The organism is Leucobacter sp. HNU, assembly GCF_047946755.1.
GTDB lineage: Bacteria > Actinomycetota > Actinomycetes > Actinomycetales > Microbacteriaceae > Leucobacter.
On record NZ_CP178837.1, the window covers coordinates 1,923,877 to 1,946,134 of the forward strand.

The following is a 22,258-nucleotide window of genomic DNA, read 5'->3' on the forward strand; positions in this document are numbered from 1 at the left end:
CGAGTGTGCGAACCTGGAAGGGCTTCGCTCTGAGCCGAAGCGCGGACGAGGGAGCAGTACCCGCCCAGCGACAAGACTGCCACGGAGGTGGAAATGTCTGTCGCATGGATCGTCCTGATCCTCAGCGGAATGCTGGAGGCCGTCTGGGCTTCGGCGCTCGACGCGTCGAAGGGATTCAAGAAGCTCTGGCCGAGCGTGCTCTTCGTCGTCTCGGTCACGGCCTCCATGGTGGGGCTCGCCTGGGCGATGCGCGAGATCCCGGTCGGCACCGCATACGCGGTCTGGGTCGGACTCGGCGCGGTGCTCACCGCCGCCTGGGCGATGATCACCCGCAAGGAGCGCGCGACCGTGCTGCGGATCGCGCTGCTCGCGGGCCTGATCGCCTGCGTCGCCGGCCTGAAGCTGGTGAGCGCATGACCGCCGGGGGCCGCCGCGACGGCCGTACCCCGAGCCAGGCCGCCGCGTGGAGCGTGCTCCTCGCGAGCGCGGTGCTGGAGGCGATCTGGGCGCTCGCATTGCACGCCTCGCACGGATTCACCGTGCTCGTCCCGTCGCTGGTGTTCGCGATCGCAGCACCCCTCAGCATGATCGGCCTCGGCTACGCGATGCGGGGGATCCCCCTCAGCACCGCATACGCGGTCTGGACCGGGACCGGCGCGGCGCTGACCGTGCTCGCCTCGATGGTGATCGGCGCCGAGCCCGTATCCGTACTGAAGCTCCTGTTCATCGCCGGGATCGTCGGCTGCGTGATCGGGTTGAAGTTCGCTCCGGCGTCTCCCGCGAAGACCACCGACGCCGGGACCCGGCCCGTGCGAGACTGAGGCCGTGGAGATCCTGCTGAAGCGGGCCTATGAGCCCGCGGCCCCGTCCGACGGCACCCGCGTCCTCGTGGATCGGCTGTGGCCGCGCGGCGTGAGCCGCGAACGCGCGGCGCTCGACGAGTGGGCGAAGGAGGTCGCGCCGAGCGCCGAGTTGCGCACGGAGTGGCATCAGGATCCCGACGGGCGCTCCTCCGAGCGCTTCGAGGCGTTCGCCGAGCGGTACCGCGCGGAGCTCTCCGAGGGCACGGCGCTTGCGGCGCTCGATCGGCTGGTCTCCCTCGCCCGCTCGGTGTCGCGGATCACGCTCGTCTACGGCGCCAGGGATCCGGTCCTGAACCACGCGGTGGTGCTGCGCGACGCGCTGCGCGACCGCGCGGAGGAAACCGCTCCGGGCCCCTCCGGAGCGCACTAGCCCGCTTCGAGAATCTCGCGGAAGCGCCGCAGCGCGCGATCGAACTCGGCCTCGTCGGCTCCGCCGAGACCGATCACGATCCCGTGCTGCGGCGCGGCCGGACCACCGGCTCCGGACACGCTCGAGGCTCCGTCCCGTCGCTGCCAGTAGCGTTCGAGGGAGGCGCCGCCGAGTCCGGCCTGCTCGATCCGGCGCACCGCCGCGGCCTCCCGTTCCCGCCCCCTGCGCTGGCACCGAGCTCGATCACGGCGTGCAATCCGCCGTGGGTCGGTCGCACCCGGACTCCGGGGATGCCGGCGAGTCGTTCGCCGACGAGTTCGCGGCGGATCGCGTACCGTCGCCGCATCCGAGCCGTGTGCCTCCGCAGTTCCCCCGTCGCCAGGAACTCGGCGAGCGCCGTCTGCACGACGGTCGAGACCGGGCCGCCCAGCTCCTCGCGCACGGGTTCGATGACTCGGCGCAGACCGGCCGGCCCGAGGAGGAAGCCCGCCGAGAGCGCGGGGGCGATGGTCTGCGAGAAGGTGCCGAGCAGTACCACGGCCCCCGCGACGGGATCGTCGAGCGCCGCGAGCGTGGGCAGGGGGCTCCCGCTGTGCCGCAGTTCGGAGTCGTAGTCGTCCTCGACGATCACGACCCCGCGACGCCGCGCCCAGTCGAGCAGTTCGCGTCGCCGCGCGAGCGGAAGCGATCCGCCGAGCGGATACTGGTGGCTCGGCGTCACGATCACCAGGTCGAGAACGCCCTCGGGCAGGCGTGCCGTGTCGAGCCCGTCGCTGTCGGCCGGCAGGGCGAAGACCTGTGCGCCATGGCGGGCCGCGACCCCGCGGAGGGAGGGGTAGCCGGGATCCTCCACCCCGACGGCGAGCGCCCGGCCCCTGGTCGTGCCGAGCGCGGTGAGCACGAGCCCGAGCCCCTCCCGCGCACCGGCGGTCACGATCACGTCGTCCGCGTCGCGAGCGGTGCCGCGCATGCGGCGCAGATGCTCGGCGATCTCCGCGCGGAGCCTCGGGTCGCCGAGTTCGGGGGCGGCGAGATGGGCGCGAGCCGCGGCGGTGCGCCAGGCCGCGCGCCAGGCCGGCCGGTCGACCGCATCGCTGATCGGCATGCCCGGAGCGAGCGGGCCGGGCAGCCTGGGGGCCAGGCGGGAGGAGCCGGCCGCGGAGCGCACCGGCCGAGGCTCCTGCGCCGGGATCCGCGCCGCCGGAGCAGGCGGCATCGCCTGCCGGAGCTCCGGATGCACCGTGGTGCCCCGACCGTGGCCCGCCGACAGGTATCCCTCGGCGATGAGCTGCTCGTAGGCCGCCACCACGACTCCTCGGGCGACGCCCAGCTGGCGCCCCAGCTCGCGCGTCGCCGGCACCGATTCCCCGGGACGCAGCACAGCGCGATCGATCGCGTCGCGGATCTGGGCCGCGAGCTGCACGGGGAGCGGCGCGTCCGCCATGCGGTCGAGCGGTGCCGAGAGCGTGAGCGATGCCGCCCTGGCGGAACGCGCGCGAGTGCGCGGATCGGAATCGAGCATGCTCCGATTCTTGCACCGCACACCGGTCTTGGTCTACTCAGATATCTCAGAAATGGATCTTGTTCCGGACCAATCGCATTCGTCAGGCTGTTCGACATGACTGATACCCAGCACTCCGGAACCCCCGACCTCCTCGACGCCATCGGCTCGCCGCTCGTGAAGCGCGGCCTCGCCGACATGCTCAAGGGCGGCGTGATCATGGACGTCGTCACGCCCGAGCAGGCACGCATCGCCGAGGACGCGGGAGCCGTCGCCGTCATGGCCCTCGAACGCGTCCCCGCCGATATCCGTGCGCAGGGCGGCGTCGCCCGCATGAGCGACCCCGATCTCATCGACGGCATCAAGGCCGCCGTCTCGATCCCCGTCATGGCGAAGGCGCGCATCGGCCACTTCGTCGAGGCGCAGGTGCTCGAGGCGCTCGAGGTCGACTACATCGACGAGAGCGAGGTGCTCTCCCCGCCGACTACGTGAACCACATCGACAAGCAGTCGTTCACCGTGCCCTTCGTCTGCGGGGCGACGAACCTGGGCGAGGCCCTGCGCCGCATCGCGGAGGGCGCCGCCATGATCCGCTCCAAGGGCGAGGCCGGCACCGGCGACGTCTCGGAGGCGACGAAGCACATCCGTACCATCAAGCGCGAGATCGCCCGCCTGGGATCGCTCGACGCCGACGAGCTCTACGTCGCGGCGAAGGAGCTCCAGGCACCCTACGACCTCGTCGCCGAGGTGGCCCGCACCGGGAAGCTCCCCGTCGTCCTCTTCACCGCGGGCGGCGTCGCGACCCCGGCGGACGCCGCGATGATGATGCAGCTCGGAGCCGACGGCGTCTTCGTGGGATCCGGCATCTTCAAGTCGGGCGATCCCGCCGCCCGCGCGGCCGCGATCGTGCGCGCCACGGCCCGCTTCGACGATCCCCAGGAGATCGCCGCCGCTTCGCGCGGGCTCGGCGAGGCCATGGTGGGGATCAACGTCGCCGACCTGGCCGCCCCGCACCGTCTCGCCGAGCGCGGCTGGTGATTCGAGTGCGGCGAACGGCGAATCGTCTCGCCCCGCACCCGCCGTTCGCCGCACCCGAAACGGACGGCATCGGGCTGCGGGCGGGAGTGCTGGCGCTGCAGGGCGGCGTCGCCGAGCACGCGCGGATGCTCGAGAGACTCGGCGCGGAGGTGTCGCTCGTGCGTCGCGAACGCGACCTCGCGGGGCCCGACGGACCGCGCCTCGACGCGCTCGTGCTGCCCGGCGGAGAGTCGAGCACGCAGGACCGCCTGCTGCGCCTGCTCGACCTCGCGGAGCCGCTGCGCGCCGCGATCTCGGGCGGGCTTCCGACGCTCGGCACCTGCGCGGGTCTGATCCTGCTCGCCCGAGAGGTGCTCGATCCCGCACCGGACCAGCGCTCGCTCGGGTTCCTCGACGTCGCCGTGCGTCGCAATGCCTTCGGCGCGCAGCTCGCCTCCGCGGAGGCCGACTTCGCGGTCGACGCCGCGGACGTCTCGGGGGCGGGCGCGGAGGAGCCGTGCGCGGCGCGCTGATCCGGGCTCCCGAGATCGTCTCGATCGGCGCCGCAGCTCGCCCGATCGCGCGCGCCGGAGGACGCGTGCTCGGCGCGACCTCCGTACCCGCGTCCGCGCGCGGTCCGGAAGCAACGCACCCCGGAACCGCGATCCGGCTCGGCACGGTCACCGGGATCTCGTTCCACCCCGAGCTCTCGGGCGATCCCGCGATGCACCGCGCGCTCCTCCAGCTCGCCGCCGACGAGCGTCGCGTCGGCGTAGGCGGACCGGCCGAAGCGGCGGACGAGCGATTCGTCGCAGGCTAGAGACCGACGACCGCCCCGGTGGAGGCGAGGCGCTGCGCCATGACCGCGATCGATTCCGGATTGTCGTCCATGAGCACGAACCTGCGCTTCAGCTCCGCCGCGGCGGCGCCGGCGGTGCCGCTGCCCGCGAACGGGTCGATGATCCAGTCCCCCGGCCGGCTCGAAGCCTGGATCATGCGGCGCACCACGCCGACCGGCTTCTGGGTCGGATAGCCCACGCGCTCCTTGCCCGTCGGCGAGACGATCGTGTGCCACCAGGTGTCGGTGGGCAGCTTCCCCTTCGCCGCCTTCTCCGCGGTCACGAGACCGGGGGCCATGTACGGCTCGCGATCGACGGCCTCGGCGTCGAAGTAGTAGCGGTCGGGATCCTTCGCGTACATGAGGATGGTGTCGTGCTTCGTGGGCCAGCGCCGTTTGGTGCGCGCCCCGAAGTCGTAGGCCCAGATGATCTCGTTGATGAAGCAGTCGCGCCCGAACAGGCCGTCGAGCAGCACCTTCGCGTAGTGCGCTTCGCGGTAGTCGAGGTGGAGGTAGAGCGTGCCGTCGGGTGCGAGCAGGCGCCAGGTCTCCGCGAGGCGGGGTTCGAGGAACTCCCAGTACTCGACGAAGCGGTCGTCGAAGCGCAGCGTGCGCTCGCGGACCACCTCGTAGGAGAGGCCGCGGAAACCCAGACGGCCGCCCTCCTCCGCTTCGGGGCTCTCGCCCGCATTCGCACCCGCGGTATCGGGGTCGGCCTTCGGCTCGATGCGCGTGCCGCGCACCCGCTCGTACTGGCGCGCGCGTCCGGTGTTGAAGGGCGGATCGCAGTAGGCGACGGTGAAGGACTCTCGGGGCAGCGCGCGCATCAGCGGCAGGTTGTCGCCCGCGAGCACCAGGTCGGGACTCGCAGGGGTCCAGTCGATCACCTGGCGCATGCTGTTCCCGATCTCCATCCGGATCAGCCTACCGGCGTCGGAGCGCGCCCGAAGACCGGGGCCGTTCCGGAGCGGCTGTTCGAATGTCCGAGGTCCCCGCTAGCGTGAACCGCAACGATTCCCCGACGAACGGAGTACGACGATGACCTCTCTCGGCATGGTGACCCTCGACACCGGCAGGCCCCGCGAGCTGGCCGCATGGTGGGCCGAACGCCTCGGCGGCGAGATCGTGCAGGATCACGAGGGGTACTTCTGCATCGTACGTGCGCCCGAGGTTCCCGTGGCGCTGGGCTTCCAGCTGGTGGAAGACCCGACGCCGGGTAAGAACCGCCTGCACCTCGACTTCGACCGGGGCACCGCGAGCCGCGACGAGCTCATCGCGAGCTACGTCGCCGCGGGCGCTGAGCACCTCGGCACCCGCGGCGAAGCCGGATTCCAGTGGGACACCTTCGCCGACATCGACGGCAACGAGTTCTGCATCGGGGACCCGCACTAGGCGGCCGGTCTCCGGGGGTCGCGCCGACCATCGGCACGACCCCCGGGTCCGACTAGAGGGAGTCGACGAACGCTCGCGCGACCTTCTGCGGGTCCTGCTTCTCGATCTCGATCTTGGCGTTCATCTCGATCAGCTTCTCGGTGGTGAGCGCCGCCGAGATCCGGTCCAGGGCCTTCTCGATCTTGGGATCCGTGCGGTCGGCGCGCAGCACCGGCACGATGTTCTCGGCGAGCGCCATGTGCTCGGGATCCTCGAGAGCGACGAAGCCGTTCTCCGCGATCGCCGACTGCGTGGTGAACATGAACGCCACGTCGAGGTCGCCGTTCTTGAGGCCCGCGACGGTCAGCGGCCCGCCGAGATCCACCGCTTTGAACTCCGTGAAGCCGAGCCCGTAGAGCTCTTTCAAACCGGTCACCCCGGCACGGCGATCCTTGTTCTCGGGCGGCCCGCCGAGCACCATTCCGCTCGCGACCGGCTTCAAGTCTCCGATGGCGGTGAGCCCGTGCGTGTCGGCGGTGGCCTTCGTCACGACGAGCGTGTCCTTGTCCTCGGCCGGGGACGCGGTGAGCATGGCCAGGTCCTTCGGCAGCGCCTTCTTCAGCGCTGCCGTGACGTCCTCCGAAGAGAACACCTGCGACTTCGGCTCCAGGTACGACAGCAGCGCACCGCTGTACTCGGGCACCAGGTCGATCGATCCGTCCTTCAGCGCCGGGATCACGACTTCGCGACTGCCGATGTTCGGCTTCACCGTCGCGGTGAAACCGGCGTCCGAGAGCGCCGCCGCGTAGATATTGGCCAGCAGCACGTTCTCCGAGAAGTTCGCCGAGCCGACGGTGACGGAGTTCGAGTCCTTCGAACCGCCGGACCCACCGGACCCACCGAGCGAGTCACCGCTCGCGCACCCGCTGAGCGCCAGGAGCGCCGCTGCCCCCGCCGCGAGGATGAGGTGTCGTTTCTTCATCGCTTTCCCTTTCTTCGCCGCATGAGCGGCCGTTCGATCAGTTCGTGCTGGCACTGCCAGTTCGTGCTAGCACTGCCTCACGCGTCCCCCTCCGCGCCCCCGACGCGGATCACCCGGGTCGTCGTCTCGTCCGCGGCGGCCGCCTGCCGCATCGGCCGCCGAGGCATCGCGCGCCGCTGATGCCGGCCGACGAATCGACCGGCGATCGCGAAGAGCCCGTCCGCGACGAGCGCGAGCAGTGCGACGAGGATCGCGCCGGCGGCCATCTGGCCGTAGTCGCGCAGCGCCAGACCGTCGAGCAGGAACCGGCCGAGGCCTCCGAGAGCGATGTACGCCGCGACGGTCGCGGTGGCGATGACCTGCAGCACGGCCGAACGGAATCCGCCGAGGATCACCTTCGCGGCGATCGGCAGCTCGACGCCGAGCAGGATCCGCCACTCGGGCATCCCGATCCCCCGTGCCGCGTCCACGACTCCTGGGTCGACGCCCTTCACACCGGCATAGGCCGCAGTGAGGATCGATGGGATCGCGAGGATGACGAGCACGATCGCGGCCGGCGCGAAGCCGAGCCCGAGCAGCAGCACCATCAGCGTCAGGAGGCCGAGGGTCGGCAGCGCGCGCGAGGCGTTCGCGATATTGATGACGATCCAGGATCCCTTGCGGGTGTGCCCGATGATCGCACCGGCCGGCAGCGCGATGGCGGCCGCGATCGCGATGACGACGAGGGTGTAGAGCAGGTGCTCGCCGACGCGCATGGGGATCCCGTCGGCCCCTGACCAATTGGCCGGGTCCGAGAAGAATGCCAGTATCTGCTGGAAGATCATCGTCGTTCCCCCGCTCGGATCCAGGGCGTGGCGGCGCGCTCGCCCCACACGATGCAGAGATCGACGATGAGGGCGAGCAGCACGCTCAGCAGGATCCCCCAGACGATCGGCACGAGGTAGTTGCGCTGGAACCCCTCGGTGAAGAGATCGCCGAGCCCGCCGACTCCGATCAGCGCCCCGACCGAGACCAGGCTGACGTTCGATACCGCGGCGACGCGGAGCGTCGCACCGATCACGGGGATCGCGAGCGGGAGCTCGACCGTGAACAGCATGCGGAACCGGCCGATCCCCATGGCCTCCGCCGCCTGGCGCGTCTCCACCGGCACCGCCCTCAAGGCTTCGACCACACCGCCGAAGATCAGCGCGAACGCATAGACCGAGAGGGCGATCACGATGTTCACCGGGTCGAGGATCCGGGTACCGAAGAGGATCGGGATGAAGATGAAAAGCGTCAGCGACGGGATGGTGAACAGGATCCCGCTGATGGCGAGCGCCGGTCCGGAGACACGCGGCGCCCGAGCCACGAGCATGCCCGCGAGCAGCGCGACGAGCAGGCCGAGCAGAGTGGAGGCGAGCGCGAGCACCACGTGGAGCCCGGCGAGGCCGAGCACCCGAGAGCCGTTGTCCATGAGCCAATCGATCACGGTCGCGCTCCGGCTCCGGCTCCGGCTCCGCCTCGCTGCGCGCCGACGCCGACCGCAGCGAGTTCCGCCAGACCGATCGTCCCCAGCACCCGGTCGCCGGCGCCCAGGACCGCCGCGCGCCCGCTCGGGCTCGTCAGGACCGCGTCCATCGCGCTGCGCATAGTGTCGCCCGGCCGCACTGCACCCGCCCGGGAGCGGATCGACGCTGGGTCGCCGCGACCGTCATCGACCCAGCCGAGGAAGGCGCCAGCGGCGTCGACGAGCCCGCTCCAGCGTCCGGCCAGTCCGGAGTCGCGACCGCCGACCACGACAACGTCGAGCGGGCTCAGCGCGTCGAAGGCCTCGGCGTCGAAGGTCTCGAAGGAGAGCGCCCGGTATCCGCGATCACGTCCGACGAACTGCGCCACGAACTCGCTCGCCGGCGTCTCCAGCAGTTCTTCGGGCGCCGCGTACTGCGCGAGCACGCCGCCCGGTTCGAACACCGCGATGCGGTCGCCGAGACGGATCGCCTCGTCGATGTCGTGGGTCACGAACACGATCGTGGTGCCGAGTTCGGGTCCGAGCCGTGAGAACTCCTCCTGCAGTTCGGCGCGCACCACCGGATCGAGGGCCGAGAACGGCTCGTCCATGAGGATCACGCGGGGCTCAGCGGCGAGCGCCCGCGCGACGCCGACCCGCTGCTGCTGGCCGCCCGAGAGCTGCGAGGGGTACCGGCCCGCGAATTCCGGCGGGAGGCCGACCAGTTCGAGCAGCTGCATGGCGCGGTCGCGGGCCTTCGGTGCGGGAACGCCGTTCAGCCGCGGTACGGTCGCGATGTTCTGCGCGACCGTGCGGTGTGGGAACAGGCCGGCGTTCTGAATGACGTAGCCGATGCCGCGCCGAAGCTCGGCCTTCGCGAGCGTAGCCGCGTCGATTCCGCCGATGCTGATGCGGCCCGCGGTCGGTTCGATCATGCGGTTGATCATGCGCAGGCTGGTCGTCTTGCCGCAGCCACTCGGGCCGACGAACACGGTGGTCTGGCCTTCGGCGACGTCGAGCGAAAGCGAGCGGACCGCGACGGTGCCGTCGGGGTAGCGCTTCTCGACGTCCCGGAATTCGATCATGTTGCTCATCGCGCCGCCGCCTGGCGTTCGTCTTCGATTCGCCGTTCCATCCCGCGCTCCTTTGCCATAGAATGAAATTCAAGATGTTCACACAATGAAACACGAGGAACATCGCACCTGTCAAGACCCGCACGGCCCCGGCGCAGAGGCGCGCCGCTTGGAGGGAGCCCCATGAACGACGCGCAGCCACTGCTCCTCGGCGACCGCCCGATCACCATCGACGACATCGGGAGCTTCGCCAGAGGCCGAGGGCGGATCGCGTACTCCCCGGCGGGGGTCCGAACCATCGCCGATGCGCACGAGACCCTGCTTCGCCTCGCCGCCACGCGTCCCGTCTACGGGCTCTCCACCGGGGTGGGGGCCCGGCGCTCCGTCCCGGTCGAGCGCACCCGCGATTCGTGCCTCCGCCTCTGGCGCAGCCACGCGCTGCAATTCGGCGGCGAGGTCGACGCGACGAGAGTCCGGGCCATGCTCCTCATCCGTGCCCACCAGATCGCCCGGGGAGGTTCCGGCGTGAGCCCGGCCCTGGCCGAAGCCCTGATCCGAGCGAGCGAACCGGGCCGACTCCCCCGGATCCGTTTCGGCGGGGCGCTGGGCACGGGCGATCTCGGGGCCCTCGCTTCGACCGCTCTGCAGCTCACCGGCGACGGGGCGGACGGCGGTTTCGCGCCTTCCGACGGTCTTCCGTTCATGAGCAGCAGCGCGCTCACCCTCGCTGATGCGACACTCACCCTCGACGACCTCGATCGCGCCCTCGACGCCGCGACGGTGCTGGCGGCGGCGACCGCCCGCGCGCTCGGGACCACGGTCGAGCACTTCGCCGCCGAGGCGTTCGCGCATCGCCAGCCCCCGGTTCGGAGAGCCGCGTCACGCCTCGCACCGCCCGCATCCGGTTCCGGCACGCGCGTGCAGGACCCGTTCTCCATGCGATTGCTCCCGCAGTCGCTCGGCGCGCTGCGTCTCGTCTGGGAACGCTGCCGTGACGCGGTCCTGCAGGACGTGAACGGAGCTCACGAGAACCCGAGAGTCTTCATCGAAGAGCAGCGGATCGCGCACACCGGCAACTTCTACACCGTCGAGATCGAGCTGGCCATCGGCACCATGATCCGGGCACTCGCCCAGGACGCGAGCCTGCTGCTCGCCCGCCTCGGACTCCTCATGGATCCCCGATACACGGGAGCGGCCGAATTCCTCGGCGACGGCAGCGCCGACGCGACGGGGGCGATGATGCTCGAGTACGCGGCAGCCGATGCCCTCGCGCAGATCCGGGATCTCGCGAGCGCGCACGGCGGGCACGGCATCCACCTTTCGCTGGGCGCCGAGGAGCACGCGCCGTTCACCCCGCAGGCGGTGCGTCGGCTGGATCGCGCAGTCCGGAGCTATCGGACCATGCTCGCCTGCTTCGCGATCGCGCTCCGCAGGCTCCCCGGAGCCTTCGACGGCGTCGCCGGGCTTCCACCGGCGCGCGGAGGGCTCGAGGATCGCGACCTGAGCGCCGAACTGCTCGACGCCGTGGACGCGCTCGATAGGATTCGGTTCGAGCAGCCGCCGCAGAGCACGAAGGAGTCCCGATGACCCCGAGCACCCCCGAGACCTCCGCCGAAGGGGCCGACGGGATCGACTCCGGGGCCGGCCCCCGCGCGGTGCATCGCGCGCTGGAACTCCTCACGCTCATCGTCGACTCCGGCCCCCAGCCGCTCAGCGATCTCGCGCGCGCGAGCGGCCTGCCGACCAGCACGACGCTCCGGTCGCTCCGCGCGCTCGAGCACTGGGGGTACATCGCGCGGACCGATGACGGCGGCTACGTGGCGGGGCACCGATTCGCCCGATCGCGCTTCGACGCCGAGCCGAGCTCCGCCGAGCATCTCTTCGAGCGATCGGCCGATGTCCTGCAACGGCTCACCGACCTCAGCGGAGAGTCCAGTTATCTCGCGGTCCGCGGCCCCGGACGCACCTGCATCTACCTGCGCGAGGTGCAGAGCGATCAACCGATCCGGCACGTCGGTTTCTCAGGCTGGGCCGGGCGGACCGCGCCGATGGACGGTTCGGCGGTCGGGGCGGTGTTCGACGGGCTGACGCCGAGCTCCGGGTTCCTCGTGCTCGAAGCGCTGTCCGCACCCGATGCGACGGTCGTCGCAGCTCCGGTCCTCGATCCCGCAGGTGACATCGTCGCCTCGATCAGCATCGTCGGGCCCAGCTTCCGTATGGGTTCCGAACACGTCGCAGGGCTCGGCCCCCTGGTCGCGAACGCCGCGATCGAGCTCACTGCCGCGCTGCGGTCCGATCGCTAATCGAGGTCGAGCGGCTCCTCGCCGTCCGCGTGCGGGGCGAGGATCCGGGCGATCTCGGCGCGGTCGAGCCCCTCGATCGAGTCCGGGGCCCATCGCGGGCTGCCGTCCTTGTCGATGAGCTGCGCCCGCACGCCCTCGGCGAAGTCGGGACGCGCGAGCAATCGCCCGAGCACGCGGTAGTCGTCCGCCAGCACCTCAGCGAGGCCGAGGCCGTCGCGGCGGGTGCGCGCGAGCTGAGCCAGCGTCACGGCGACGGAGGTCGGGCAGAGCTCGCTCACCTCGGCCCCCAGCGCGCGGGCTCGCGGATGCTCCGCGGTCTCGAGGCCGCGCACGAGCCGCTCCGCGGCGCCCACGGGGTCCGCGAGCACGCTGTCGGCTCCCGCGCGGTCCGCATGCCCCAGAGCGGCATCGGCGATCGGATCGAACCAGACCCGCGCGTCGAGCACGGGGGTCTCGACGACGGGCGCGGCCCCCGTCGAGCCGTCGAGGCTCTCCGCGGCGATGTCGCGCGCCACGACCTCGGGATCGTCGCCCGCGGCGATCCGCCCGGCGAGGTCGGCGAGCCGCTCGCTCGGCACGAAGTGGTCGGCGAAGCCCAGCATCAGCGCGTCCCCCGCGCCCATCGATCCCGACGAGATCGCGAGCATCTCGCCCAGGCGTCCCGGTGCCCGCGCCAGCAGGAGGTGCCCGCCGACGTCCGGCACGATCCCGATCCGCGTCTCGGGCATCGCCAGCCGGCTGCGCTCGGTCACGATCCGCAGCGCGCTGTGCCCCGTCAGGCCGATCCCGCCGCCCATCGTGATCCCGTCCATGACCCCGATCACCGGCACCCCGGACCGCGCGGTCGCGAGATCCGCCCGGTACTCGGCCGCGAGGAACGCGAGCGCACCGGCGAGCCCGTCGCTCGACATCGCCTTCACGTCGCCGCCGCCGCAGAACCCGCGCTCGCCGGCGCCGTCGAGCCAGATCGCGGCGATACCGGGCGTCTCCGCCGCCCCTCGGATCGCGTCGCGCACCACTTCGGCCATGCCGCGGGTCAGCGCGTTGATCGCCCGCGGTCGGTTCAGCGTGATGCGCAGCAGGGCACCGTCCTGCCGGACGATCACGGGCGGTTCGGCTCCGGTGTGGAGGTCCTCGGTCACGTGCGGTCCCTTCGGGGCTCGATGCTGATCCGGCGCTCCGCGATCCCGGTCAGGGAGTCGGATGCACCGCGTCGTACTGCTGGAACCCACGGTACACGCGCAGGAACGCCAGCATGATGGCCATGATCACGAGCCCGCCGACGAGCGCCGGCGCCCAGAGCGCGAGCGCCGTCGCGATGAGGCCCGCGACCAAGTCGCCGACCCTGGGGCCGCCAGCGACGACCACCGAGAAGAGACCCTGCATGCGTCCGCGCACCTCGTCGGGAGCGGCGGCCTGCAGGATCGTCGTGCGGAACACGGCGCTCACGTTGTCGCTCGCCCCGGCGCCGGCGAGCGCGATCCCGCCGAGCACGATCGCCGGCACGACGGGCCCGCGCCCCGGCTCGGTGCCGTGCGTGATTGCGGTGACCAGGAGCACGACGCCGAAGAGGGCGGTGCTCGCACCGAACGCGAGGATCGCGAGCGTGACCGCGCGGCCCTGACGGCGCACCTGGCCGAGCGGCCCCGAGAGCAGCCCGCTGAGCAGTGCTCCGACGGCGAAGGACGCGGTGAGCGCGCCCACCGTCACCGATCCTCCGCCCAGCAGCACGGCGCCGGCGGCCGGATAGACGACGCGCGGCGTGCCGAAGATCATCGCGACGAGGTCGAACACGAAAGTCGCGCGGATGTTCGGTGCGCGTCGCAGGAACCGCAGGCTGTCCGCGACCGAAGCCAGGCCGAATCCGGTGACCGCGACGTCGGGGCGGAGCCGCGGCAGGCCGAAGATCCCCACGAACGCGGCCGTGAACAGGACCGCGTCGAGCAGGTAGGTCCACGGGTACCCCCACGCGGCGACGGTGATGCCGGCGACCGCCGGACCGACGGTGACGGCGAGGCCCATGGTGATCCCGCCGAGCGCGGCGGCGGCCGGCAGCAGGTGGTTCGGCAGGAGCTTCGGCAGGATCGCGCCGCGCGCCGCGCCCATGATCGTGGCCGCTGCCGCATTGCCCGCTGCGAGCGCGTAGTAGAGCCAGACGGTCTCGACCCCGAGGAAGGCGATCGCGGTGAGCGTGCCGATGCAGATCCAGGCGATGATCGCGGTGACGAGAGCGACGAGCCGCCGGTCGTAGCGGTCGGCGAGGGCGCCGCCGAACAGCCCCGCGAGGACCATGGGGCCGAGCGCCCAGACGGCGACCATGGAGACGGCGAGCGTCGAGTGGGTCAGGGCGTAGACGTGCAGCCCGACGGCGACGATGGTCACCTGGGCGCCGATCTGGGCCACGGAGGTACCGATCCAGAGCCTGGCGAACGCGGGGCTCTCGCGCAGCGGCGTGATGTCGACGAGCAGGCTCCGCAACCGCCGGCTGGATCTGCTGCCCGGTTCGTCTGCGTCGCTCACTCGTGCACGCTATCACGGGGCTTCGGTCGGGTCCGTGCTGCTGATCCGGGCCGGTCACGCAGCGTCAGATATCCCGCTCCACCAGGCGGTCGAGGGCGCCGATCCGTAGGTTCAGGCACGCCCGGTCCCGGCGGGCGCGAGAGGTTCCGCCGATACGGACGCGCTCCCGGCCGCCCGTTCGTCTTCTGCATGCGGGCCTTGTGCAATGGCGGTGCCGCGAACCTCAGTTCGTGCGCGGGTCGTTCCCCATTCCATTGAGAGCTCCCCCGCTGTGCCGCAAGCAGGATGTCCTGGACTGACGTCGGCGCGGATCGCGAGCAAACCTCCGCCCGCAAAGCCGATGATGGCTGGCGAGCGAAGGCCTGCCTCACGTGGATCAGTTCGGGGAATCACCGTTCGAGAGCGTGTGAGAAGCTCCCTCCCGGGTAGAACCCTTCCGGGAGCAGAAAACACTCAGACCAACCAGCGATTCGGATTTGATCAGAATCGCCCTTGGTGACAATATAACTCGACTTCTCCCCTGGGGGCTTCATCTGGATTCGATAATTTCCCAGAACGCTTCGATCAATCTCGACGCTGTACTGCACCTCTCGGTAGTGACTCTCGACACCCCTTATGATCGATTCAGTATTACTACCGGGTGTTACTGTGACAGTTGCGGATCCCGTCCAGGAATGCAGCTTCTCGCCGTTCGAACCCGCCTGGTTGCACCCAAACAACGTACCCGTTTCTTTTACTTCGGCGTTTATCGACACACCTTCGGGTACCTGCGCGGCGATCTCACGCATCATTGCCTGCGTCTTCGCCTTCTCTTCCTGCCAGGTCACCGCGGGCAACTCCTTCTTCGACTTGCTCCACGGATAGCTCCCGCTACACCCGGACAGGCCCACCGCTACGAGAATCAATACCGCTACAGCGAGCGGCGACCGCCTACTCGACAATCCCCTCATAGGCCGCTCGTTAGAAGTCACCGCCAGGGTAGAGCCCATCGGGAAGCTGGAAGCACTCAGACCAACCAGCTATTCGGATCTGGCCAGGGCCATCCTGAGAAATAAGATATTTTGACCCTTCCTCCGGCGGACTCACCTGTATCCGGTAGTTCCCGCGAAGATTTTGATCAGCATCAACTCTAAATCGAGACTCTCGATAATGCGATTCCATCGATTTTACGATCGACTCAATATCTGTGCCAGGCTTCACCGCAATGCTTGTGGGTCCGGTCCAGGAGTGGAGTTTTTCACCGTTCGGGCCGGTCTGGTTGCACTCGAATAGGATGCCCGTCGCCGCCATGTCGACGCTGACCACTACGCCCTGGGGAACTTGCGCCACGATGTCGCGCATCGCCGCCTGCGTCTTCGCCTTCTCGTCCTGCCAGGTCACCGCGGGCACCTCCTTCTTCGGCCGATCCCACGGATAGCTCCCGGCACACCCGGACAAGCCCGCCGCCACAAGAACCAGCGCCGCTATAGAGAACGCGCTTCGCTTACTCGACAATCTCATTTTCGAACGATTCGCTTCCGCCTCGAGACCGCGCTCGATTCACGATTGAGGTACCCAACCTCATCTGCTGCCACGGTTCCGCCAAAGGTATCCGCAATCCACTGCAGAGCCGGCCCAGCCAACCAGGCATCCTTCCAATGGACCGGAGTTACCAGATTGTGCATGGTGACCCGCCTCCCATCCGGTGCCTTCTCCGACGAGAACGCCTTGGCCCCATCGAAATTTCTCGGGTCCACTCGGGCCTCGTAGAGGCCACCCCCGCCCTCGGCGATGAAGTTGGCTAGAAAATGCCCCCCGGGTAGAGCCCTTCCGGGAGCTGGAAACACTCAGACCAGCTCAGGACTCCAACCTGGCTGGAACTGTCTTTAGAGACAATGAAACTTGAGTTATTCTCGGATGGACTCATTTGCATATAATATTCCCCGAATACGCCGCGGTCATTTTCTACATCAAACCTTGATTCTCGATAGTGCAGTTCAATCGCTTTCACAATCGACTCAACATCAGTTCCGGGCTTCACTGTGACTGTCGCAGATCCCGTCCAAGAGTGCAGTTTCTCCCCGTTCGGGCCGGTCTGGTTGCACCCGAACAGTGTCCCGGTGCCCTTCACCTCAGCCTGGACCAATACGCCCTGGGGGACTTGCGCCACGATGTCACGCATCGTCGCCTGCGTCTTCGCCTTCTCTTCCTGCCAGGTCACCGCGGGCAACTCCTTCTTCGACTTGCTCCACGGATAGCTCCCGCTACACCCGGACAGGCCCACCGCTACGAGAATCAATACCGCTACAGCGAGCGGCGACCGCCTACTCGACAATCCCCTCATAGGCCGCTCGTTAGAAGTCACCGCCAGGGTAGAGCCCATCGGGAAGCTGGAAGCACTCAGACCAACCATCAATGCTAATCTGATTAATATCTCCTTCAGAAATGAGATAGCTCGATTTTTCACCCGGAGGCTTCATGTGTATTTCGTAATTCCCAAGGACATCTAAGCGCGAAGTGACGTGAAAGGCCTTCTCTTGGTAGTAGTTTTCGATCGTTTTTACGATCGACTCAATATCTGTGCCGGGCTTCACCGCAATGCTTGTGGGTCCGGTCCAGGAGTGGAGTTTTTCACCGTTCGGGCCGGTCTGGTTGCACCCGAACAGGATGCCCGTCGCCGTCATGTCGACGCTGAGCACAACGTCCTTGGGGATCTGCGCGGCGATGTCTCGCATCGCTGCCTGCGTCTTCGCTTTCTCATCTTGCCACGTCACCGCACGCATCTCCTTCTTTGGTCGCTCCCACGGATAGCTCCCGCTGCACCCGGACAATCCCACTGTCACGAGAACCAATACCGCCGCTACGAGCGACCCCCGCCTACTCAACAATCCCCTCATAGACCGCTCGTTAGAAGTCGCCGCCAGGGTAGAGCCCATCGGGAAGCTGGAAGCACTCAGACCAACCGTCAATGCTTATCTGGCGATTTTCGCCCCTGGTTACGAGATAGCTTGAGTTTTCGCCCGGAGGGCTCATCTGTATTCGATAATTTCCGAATAGGCCGCGGTCGCTATCCACGCTAAACCGAGACTCTCGGTAGTGATTTTCTATCACCTTCACGATCGAATCAATATCGACGCCCGGCTTGAGAGCGACAGTCGCACCCCCGCCCATAAGTACTTTTTCTCGCCTTCTGAATCTGCGGGGCTACAGTTGAGCAAGGTGCCGGTAGCTGCCATGTCAACACTGACCGCTACATCTTTTGGGACTTGTTCAATGATGTCGCGCATCGTCGCCTGCGCCTTCGCCTTCTCGTCCTGCCACGTCACCGCAGGCACCTCCTTCTTCGGTCGATCCCACGGATAGCTCCCGCTACACCCGGACAAACCCGCCGCCACAAGAACCAGCACCGTTACAGAGAGCGGCCGCCACCTACTCAACAATCCCGTTCACCCCCAAAGACAGGGTCTTGAGGTCAGAGAGGACTTTCTGATTGTCTTTATTGGTGCCTGCAACGAGGTTGTGATTCTCCATGAGCGTTGAGAACATCTCCGGCAGACTCCCCTCCGTGATGAGCTGGTCATGCGGGCCTGTGTACAACGGCAGAGCCGTGAACCCGGGGTTCGCGCGCGGGTTGTTCCCCTTCCACACGTACCCCTCCCGCTGCGCCCCGATCAAGATGTCGAGGTAGGAGAGGTCGAAGTACCCGGTGGTAGGGTCCGGTGTCCATTCTTTCGGCATCCCCGCGCCCGCGAGCGACACCACCAAGTCATAATGGGCACCTGCGACCTCGGAGTTCGTCAGGTTCGCGAGCCCCCAGCTGTGCCCGATCCCCATCTGCGCACGAGAACCCAACGTCGGGTCCAGACGCATTCCCCGCTCAAACCCGGCCAACTGCTGGCCCGCCAGGCGCCCGAACTTCGGGTCGTTCGCCTCTGCCGCGATGCCCTTGGGGAAGTTCCACCACGGCGGGTCCGTCGCTCCGCCCGGAAACACGCCGTCCTTGTACACGAACGCGACCGTTCCGGGGGAGTTCTTCACAAGCCACTGCGAGATTTTCTGCGTGTTGCCATCGTAGAACCCTTCCAGGTTCGCAAACGTCCCCGGAACGAAGGTCACTACGCGCTTCGTGTTCGCGTTGATGGTCCCGACCATCTCCACGATGCGGGACGCGTCGCGGTCGTAGAGGTAGAGTTGCACCTTTCCATCACGCACCTGCTCCAGATACGCGATTTCCTTCAACAAGAACTCCACCTTCTTGTCTCCCCCATACGGACCCTCAAATTGTTGTGCCAGCTCAGCCCTCCGCTGCCGCAGCAGCTCCGGCGCTCGCACCCGGTTCGCTGCGACCCGAACCATCGCGGGAAGCCCGTCCAGGCCACCCAACTGGGTGGCGTGCAGTTGGATGAACGCGTCGGCGTCGAAGTCCTCGCTCGCGATCAACTCCGCCCACGCCCCAGCCACCTCCTCCGGCGTCGCACCATCCCGCAACAACACCGCGGTCAGCTTCCGCACGCCAGCGCTCGTGTTCGGTCGCGCCACGAACGACACCCCTGGCAGCTGCCCCAACGCACCAAACCCCGCCGCGCTACTCCCGGCGGGCAGTCCTTCCAGCACGGACGCGCACCCGTTCAGCACCGACGCGCACCGCGCATCCGCCGCCCGACGTTCCTCGTCCAGCGCCGCGAGTTGTCGTTCGATCTCCCCCAGCTCGGTCTCCTCCCCGATGAGGCTTGACCGCATCTTCGCCTGCAGGGCGTCCGTTCCCGCCCCGGTCGAGGAGTGCGCGGCGAGCGTGTTCATCAGGCTCACCCGGCGGGCCTCGGCTTCTCCCCGGCGTACCCTCAGTCGACGCGCCCGCTGCTGCAGCTCATCCACCCGACCCGCATACGAGGCGAGTGCCCGACCGGCCTGCTGACGCACCTGCGCGATCTGCTGGGCCTGCCGCTCGGCCGGTCGACACGCAGCACGAAGGCGGGACAGCGCGACCGAATCGCCCGAGGCCTGCACCTGCGCGATTCCGGCACGCAACCGGTGCATCGCCTGCTGCATGCCGCCCAGATCCGACAGCCTGCGGGCCGCGGACCGCACCGCGCTCATCTCGCCCCGCAGCGCTGCCTCGCCCGCACTCACTACGACACCGCCCGGGCAAGCCTCGCGTCCAGGTCCTGGAAGGCGCGTTGCGTCTGTGCCGCGGCGCGACCCTGCGTAGCCGCGCGCTCGCCCGATATGCTCGCCGCGCGCCGAAGCGCACGCCCGACCCGCTCCAGCGCCCCCGATACGGTGTCGGCCCCGGTATCGACACCCGCCGGCACATTCCCAGCGCTCTGGAACATGCGCCCGGCGCTCGACAACGAGCCCGATGCCTGCGCCAGCGCCGCACCGGTGACCCGCACTTGCCCGGTCATGACCGCTCCCGGACTAGTTGATCTTGGATGCGATCTGCGAGTCCAGCTCACGCATCGCGTTCGCGGTCCCGGTCAGGAACTGCTGGATCTCGTTCAACTGCGCGATCAGCGTGTTCGCGGACTGCGTGTACTTCGTGTACGCGTCGTTGAACTTGCCCGACGCCTGATCCGTGACGAACCCCGACGACACCAGGTTCGCGATCTGCGACTGCAGGTTCTGCAGCTTCGACGTGATCTCCTCACGCCCCGAACCCAGCTGCGTCGCAGCCTGCTCGATCTCCGCGTAACTGACCTTGATATTCGACATGTGAGAACTCGCTCTCGCTTCGCTCGCCTTGCGTCAGGGGGAGGCTCCGGGCCGCAAGGCGAACGCCGCCGGAACTACGACTCACAGTACGATATGGACATACCGAACACAAATCCGGTATTGAAATACTCGGATCCGCGGATTTCACCGCGTCCCAACCGATCGCCGATAGATCCGGCCCGCCGAGGGGCCGCGATCCGAACCGCCCCGAGGACCCCTCCCCCATGAAACTCCGCGTCACGATCCCCCGTCATGTCGACGGCGCGCACCGCAGAACCCACGACGTCAGCCTGACCGTCGCAGTCACGGCGACGGTGGGCGAAGTCGCACGCGGCCTCGTCCGCGCCGGCGCCGGCGATCCTCGGCTCCTCCCGTTCGCCGAGCACCGACAGGCCCCGCTCACACTGCGGGTCGGCTATCCCGACGGCTCCGCCCTGGTGCTCGATACCAGCCAGACGGTCGCCGAGTCGGGCCTGCTCTCGGGAAGTCTCGTCGAGCCGGTGTTCGAAGCGGCACCGGGCCCGGGCCCGCGCGCCAAGCGTCCGATCGCGAAGCTGACGGTGCTCGACGGGCCGCAGAAGGGCGTCTCGTTCCTCGCCGTGCAGGGCGAGAACCTCATCGGCCGCGAGCGCGGCGCCCGCGTCGAACTGCACGACCGAAGCGTCTCGCGCCAGCATGCGATCCTCCGGAGCACCGGGTCCGGAGTCGAGATCGCCGACCTCGGCTCGGCGAACGGCATCGTCCTGATCACCGAAGACGGCGATCGCCGGGAGCTCCGCTCAGCCACCAGTGCCCTGCCCATGGCCTCCACCATCGAGGTCGGAACGGTGCCCATCCAGGTCGAGCTGGGGCCTCCGGCAGAACCGGACCCTGTCAGATCGAGCACGGTCCCGCACCCGCAATCTCCCCGGGTCGATCCGGTGTTCGCGCCCGAGCCGCTGGATCTCCCGGCGCCGCCAGACCGCGCCGAGCCGGCTCGGTTCCCGCTCATCGCGATGGTCGCGCCGCTGGTCATGGGGACGGTTCTGTACCTGACGACCCAGTCGATGATGAGCCTCGTCTTCGTCGCACTCTCCCCGCTCATCATGCTCGGCACCTGGGTCGACAGCCGCCTCTCGAAGCGCAAGAGCACCAAGCAGGCCCAGCGCGAGTTCGAGCAGAGCATCGAGCAGGCCCGCGAACAGCTGGTCGAGAATGCGGAGGCGGAGCGGCTCGCCCGCACGGAGGAGACTCCGCCGCCCGTGAGCCTGCTCGATCTGCCCAGCAGCCGGTCCGCCGCACTCTGGACCCGTCGTCCGGAGCACCGGGCATTCCTCGAGCTGCGGCTGGGGACCGCGACTCAGCCCAGCCGTAAGCGGATCGTCCTGCCCCCGCGCGGAAAGATCAGTGCGAAGGACTGGGCGTCCCTCACCGAGCTGTCGGAGGAGTTCCGGGCTCTGCCCGAGATCCCGGTGCTCGAGCGGCTCGACCGATCCGGCTCGCTGGGTATCGCCGGCCCGGGGCCTGGATCGGGTGACGTCGCCCGGGGCCTCCTGGTGCAGCTCCTCGCCCTGCACTCGCCGGCGGATCTCGTGCTCACCGCATTCGCCGATGCGGAGCAGGCCGAAGCCGAGTGGGCCTGGCTGAAGTGGGTGCCGCACATCGACTCCGCGTTCAGCCCCGTCCCGGCCCCGCATCTTGCCGCGGACGACCAGGGGGCGAACCGTCTGCTGACCGCGCTCGAGGGGCTGATCGGACTGCGCTCCGCGGGGGCGTCCAGCCGCAACGTTCGATCCCGGTCCGAAGGCAGCGCCGCGGACGCGCAGGAGCGCCTGCGCCCTGCTGAGGCCAACGCCGCGGTCCCAGCGGTGGTCGTGCTCGTGCTCTCCGATGCCCTGGTCGACCGGACCAGGCTCGTCGGCCTGGCCGAGGACGGCGCAGATGTCGGCGTGCACCTCATCTGGGTGGCCGACGAGATGCGCGGGATCCCCGCAGCCTGCCGGACCGTCGTCGAGGTCGCCGACGGCGAGCCGAAGGTGCACTTCGTCCGTCAGGGCGAAGTGGTGCCGCTCACCGAGCCAGACGCGGTCCGGGTCCCGTTCGCGGAGACCTTCGCACGCGCCCTCTCGCCCATCGTCGACACCGGAGCCAGGATGCTCGACGAGAGCGACCTCCCCGGAGCGTCTCGCTCGGCCAGATCGCCGAAGGAGAGATCCTCGCCTCGGGCCACGCGATCCTGCAGCGCTGGCTCAGCAGCGACAGCCT

The 22,258-nt window shown here is 68.8% G+C and carries 24 protein-coding genes, 2 pseudogenes and 1 riboswitch; of the genes and pseudogenes, 10 read left to right on the forward strand and 16 right to left on the reverse strand.

The window, feature by feature from the left end:
• Positions 1-17: 17 nt before the first annotated feature.
• Positions 18-86, forward strand: a riboswitch (guanidine-III (ykkC-III) riboswitch).
• Positions 87-93: 7 nt separating this feature from the next.
• The 3 genes from AB3K78_RS09510 to AB3K78_RS09520 are packed head-to-tail and all read left to right on the forward strand — an operon-like array spanning position 94 to position 1,233.
• On the forward strand, positions 94-417 hold the full coding sequence (locus AB3K78_RS09510; RefSeq protein WP_046454041.1) for a DMT family transporter: 324 nt from the start codon (positions 94-96) through the stop codon (positions 415-417).
• Positions 414-821 (forward strand): DMT family transporter, encoded by a 408-nt coding sequence (locus AB3K78_RS09515; RefSeq protein ID WP_416442705.1) that lies wholly within the window; start codon positions 414-416, stop codon positions 819-821. The genes AB3K78_RS09510 and AB3K78_RS09515 overlap by 4 nt, the downstream gene beginning before the upstream one ends.
• 4 nt (positions 822-825) lie before the next feature.
• The gene (locus AB3K78_RS09520) at positions 826-1,233 is read left to right on the forward strand and encodes a DUF488 domain-containing protein (RefSeq protein WP_416442707.1); all 408 of its coding nucleotides are present in this window, start codon (positions 826-828) and stop codon (positions 1,231-1,233) included.
• Positions 1,234-1,306: 73 nt separating this feature from the next.
• Here AB3K78_RS09520 and AB3K78_RS09525 read toward each other — a convergent pair whose 3' ends face one another.
• Positions 1,307-2,755 carry a PLP-dependent aminotransferase family protein gene (locus AB3K78_RS09525; protein WP_416442709.1) on the reverse strand — a complete coding sequence of 483 codons (1,449 nt, stop codon included), beginning with the start codon at positions 2,753-2,755 and terminating at the stop codon, positions 1,307-1,309.
• 96 nt (positions 2,756-2,851) lie between these two features.
• Here AB3K78_RS09525 and pdxS point away from each other — a divergent pair.
• The 3 genes and pseudogenes from pdxS to AB3K78_RS09540 all read left to right on the forward strand — a co-directional run bounded on the left by pdxS (position 2,852) and on the right by AB3K78_RS09540 (position 4,570).
• Positions 2,852-3,771, forward strand: a pseudogene (pdxS, locus tag AB3K78_RS09530) (pyridoxal 5'-phosphate synthase lyase subunit PdxS).
• 5 nt (positions 3,772-3,776) lie between these two features.
• Positions 3,777-4,283, forward strand: coding sequence for a pyridoxal 5'-phosphate synthase glutaminase subunit PdxT (pdxT, locus tag AB3K78_RS09535; protein WP_416442711.1), 507 nt, complete (start codon positions 3,777-3,779; stop codon positions 4,281-4,283).
• On the forward strand, positions 4,268-4,570 hold the full coding sequence (locus AB3K78_RS09540; RefSeq protein ID WP_416442713.1) for a hypothetical protein: 303 nt from the start codon (positions 4,268-4,270) through the stop codon (positions 4,568-4,570). Before pdxT ends, AB3K78_RS09540 begins: the two co-directional genes overlap by 16 nt.
• Here AB3K78_RS09540 and AB3K78_RS09545 read toward each other — a convergent pair.
• Positions 4,567-5,502 (reverse strand): DNA-methyltransferase, encoded by a 936-nt coding sequence (locus AB3K78_RS09545; protein WP_416442715.1) that lies wholly within the window; start codon positions 5,500-5,502, stop codon positions 4,567-4,569. The genes AB3K78_RS09540 and AB3K78_RS09545 overlap by 4 nt on opposite strands.
• Positions 5,503-5,626: 124 nt before the next feature.
• Between AB3K78_RS09545 and AB3K78_RS09550 the strand changes: the two genes are divergently transcribed.
• Positions 5,627-5,980, forward strand: coding sequence for a VOC family protein (locus AB3K78_RS09550; RefSeq protein ID WP_416442717.1), 354 nt, complete (start codon positions 5,627-5,629; stop codon positions 5,978-5,980).
• Between the two features lie 52 nt (positions 5,981-6,032).
• On the opposite strand, the gene AB3K78_RS09555 is transcribed toward AB3K78_RS09550, so the two are convergent.
• The 4 genes from AB3K78_RS09555 to AB3K78_RS09570 all read right to left on the reverse strand — a co-directional run bounded on the left by AB3K78_RS09555 (position 6,033) and on the right by AB3K78_RS09570 (position 9,512).
• Positions 6,033-6,941: an ABC transporter substrate-binding protein gene (locus AB3K78_RS09555; protein WP_416442719.1), complete on the reverse strand. Its 909-nt coding sequence runs from the start codon at positions 6,939-6,941 to the stop codon at positions 6,033-6,035.
• A 77-nt stretch (positions 6,942-7,018) separates the two neighbouring features.
• A complete protein-coding gene (locus AB3K78_RS09560) occupies positions 7,019-7,765 on the reverse strand; it encodes an ABC transporter permease (RefSeq protein ID WP_416442721.1) in 747 nt (248 codons plus the stop codon).
• The gene (locus AB3K78_RS09565; protein WP_416442723.1) at positions 7,762-8,409 is read right to left on the reverse strand and encodes an ABC transporter permease; all 648 of its coding nucleotides are present in this window, start codon (positions 8,407-8,409) and stop codon (positions 7,762-7,764) included. The genes AB3K78_RS09560 and AB3K78_RS09565 overlap by 4 nt, the downstream gene beginning before the upstream one ends.
• A complete protein-coding gene (locus AB3K78_RS09570) occupies positions 8,406-9,512 on the reverse strand; it encodes an ABC transporter ATP-binding protein (protein WP_416447334.1) in 1,107 nt (368 codons plus the stop codon). The genes AB3K78_RS09565 and AB3K78_RS09570 overlap by 4 nt, the downstream gene beginning before the upstream one ends.
• A gap of 171 nt (positions 9,513-9,683) precedes the next feature.
• Between AB3K78_RS09570 and AB3K78_RS09575 the strand changes: the two genes are divergently transcribed.
• The gene (locus AB3K78_RS09575; protein ID WP_416442725.1) at positions 9,684-11,087 is read left to right on the forward strand and encodes an aromatic amino acid lyase; all 1,404 of its coding nucleotides are present in this window, start codon (positions 9,684-9,686) and stop codon (positions 11,085-11,087) included.
• On the forward strand, positions 11,084-11,803 hold the full coding sequence (locus AB3K78_RS09580; protein WP_416442727.1) for an IclR family transcriptional regulator: 720 nt from the start codon (positions 11,084-11,086) through the stop codon (positions 11,801-11,803). The genes AB3K78_RS09575 and AB3K78_RS09580 overlap by 4 nt, the downstream gene beginning before the upstream one ends.
• On the opposite strand, the gene AB3K78_RS09585 is transcribed toward AB3K78_RS09580, so the two are convergent.
• The 10 genes from AB3K78_RS09585 to AB3K78_RS09630 form a co-directional block, all read right to left on the reverse strand.
• On the reverse strand, positions 11,800-12,945 hold the full coding sequence (locus tag AB3K78_RS09585; RefSeq protein WP_416442729.1) for an enoyl-CoA hydratase/isomerase family protein: 1,146 nt from the start codon (positions 12,943-12,945) through the stop codon (positions 11,800-11,802). The genes AB3K78_RS09580 and AB3K78_RS09585 overlap by 4 nt on opposite strands.
• A 49-nt stretch (positions 12,946-12,994) precedes the next feature.
• A complete protein-coding gene (locus AB3K78_RS09590; protein ID WP_416442731.1) occupies positions 12,995-14,323 on the reverse strand; it encodes an MFS transporter in 1,329 nt (442 codons plus the stop codon).
• 389 nt (positions 14,324-14,712) lie between these two features.
• Positions 14,713-15,150 (reverse strand): hypothetical protein, encoded by a 438-nt coding sequence (locus AB3K78_RS09595; RefSeq protein ID WP_416442733.1) that lies wholly within the window; start codon positions 15,148-15,150, stop codon positions 14,713-14,715.
• A gap of 133 nt (positions 15,151-15,283) precedes the next feature.
• On the reverse strand, positions 15,284-15,703 hold the full coding sequence (locus AB3K78_RS09600; protein ID WP_416442735.1) for a hypothetical protein: 420 nt from the start codon (positions 15,701-15,703) through the stop codon (positions 15,284-15,286).
• A gap of 400 nt (positions 15,704-16,103) precedes the next feature.
• Complete coding sequence (locus AB3K78_RS09605) at positions 16,104-16,523, reverse strand: hypothetical protein (RefSeq protein WP_416442737.1); 420 nt, start codon at positions 16,521-16,523, stop codon at positions 16,104-16,106.
• 133 nt (positions 16,524-16,656) lie between these two features.
• Entirely contained in the window at positions 16,657-17,076 is a 420-nt protein-coding gene (locus AB3K78_RS09610) for a hypothetical protein (protein WP_416442739.1), read from the reverse strand.
• A 339-nt stretch (positions 17,077-17,415) separates the two neighbouring features.
• On the reverse strand, positions 17,416-17,628 hold the full coding sequence (locus tag AB3K78_RS09615) for a hypothetical protein (protein ID WP_416442741.1): 213 nt from the start codon (positions 17,626-17,628) through the stop codon (positions 17,416-17,418).
• Positions 17,629-17,731: 103 nt separating this feature from the next.
• Positions 17,732-19,432, reverse strand: coding sequence for a hypothetical protein (locus AB3K78_RS09620; RefSeq protein ID WP_416442743.1), 1,701 nt, complete (start codon positions 19,430-19,432; stop codon positions 17,732-17,734).
• The gene (locus AB3K78_RS09625; RefSeq protein WP_416442745.1) at positions 19,432-19,707 is read right to left on the reverse strand and encodes a hypothetical protein; all 276 of its coding nucleotides are present in this window, start codon (positions 19,705-19,707) and stop codon (positions 19,432-19,434) included. The genes AB3K78_RS09620 and AB3K78_RS09625 overlap by 1 nt, the downstream gene beginning before the upstream one ends.
• A 13-nt stretch (positions 19,708-19,720) precedes the next feature.
• Positions 19,721-20,014, reverse strand: a complete 294-nt coding sequence (locus AB3K78_RS09630) for a WXG100 family type VII secretion target (RefSeq protein ID WP_416442747.1) — start codon at positions 20,012-20,014, stop codon at positions 19,721-19,723.
• Positions 20,015-20,238: 224 nt separating this feature from the next.
• Between AB3K78_RS09630 and AB3K78_RS09635 the strand changes: the two are divergent.
• A pseudogene (locus AB3K78_RS09635) lies at positions 20,239-20,838 on the forward strand (FHA domain-containing protein); the annotation flags it as partial.
• Between the last annotated feature and the right edge of the window lie 1,420 nt (positions 20,839-22,258).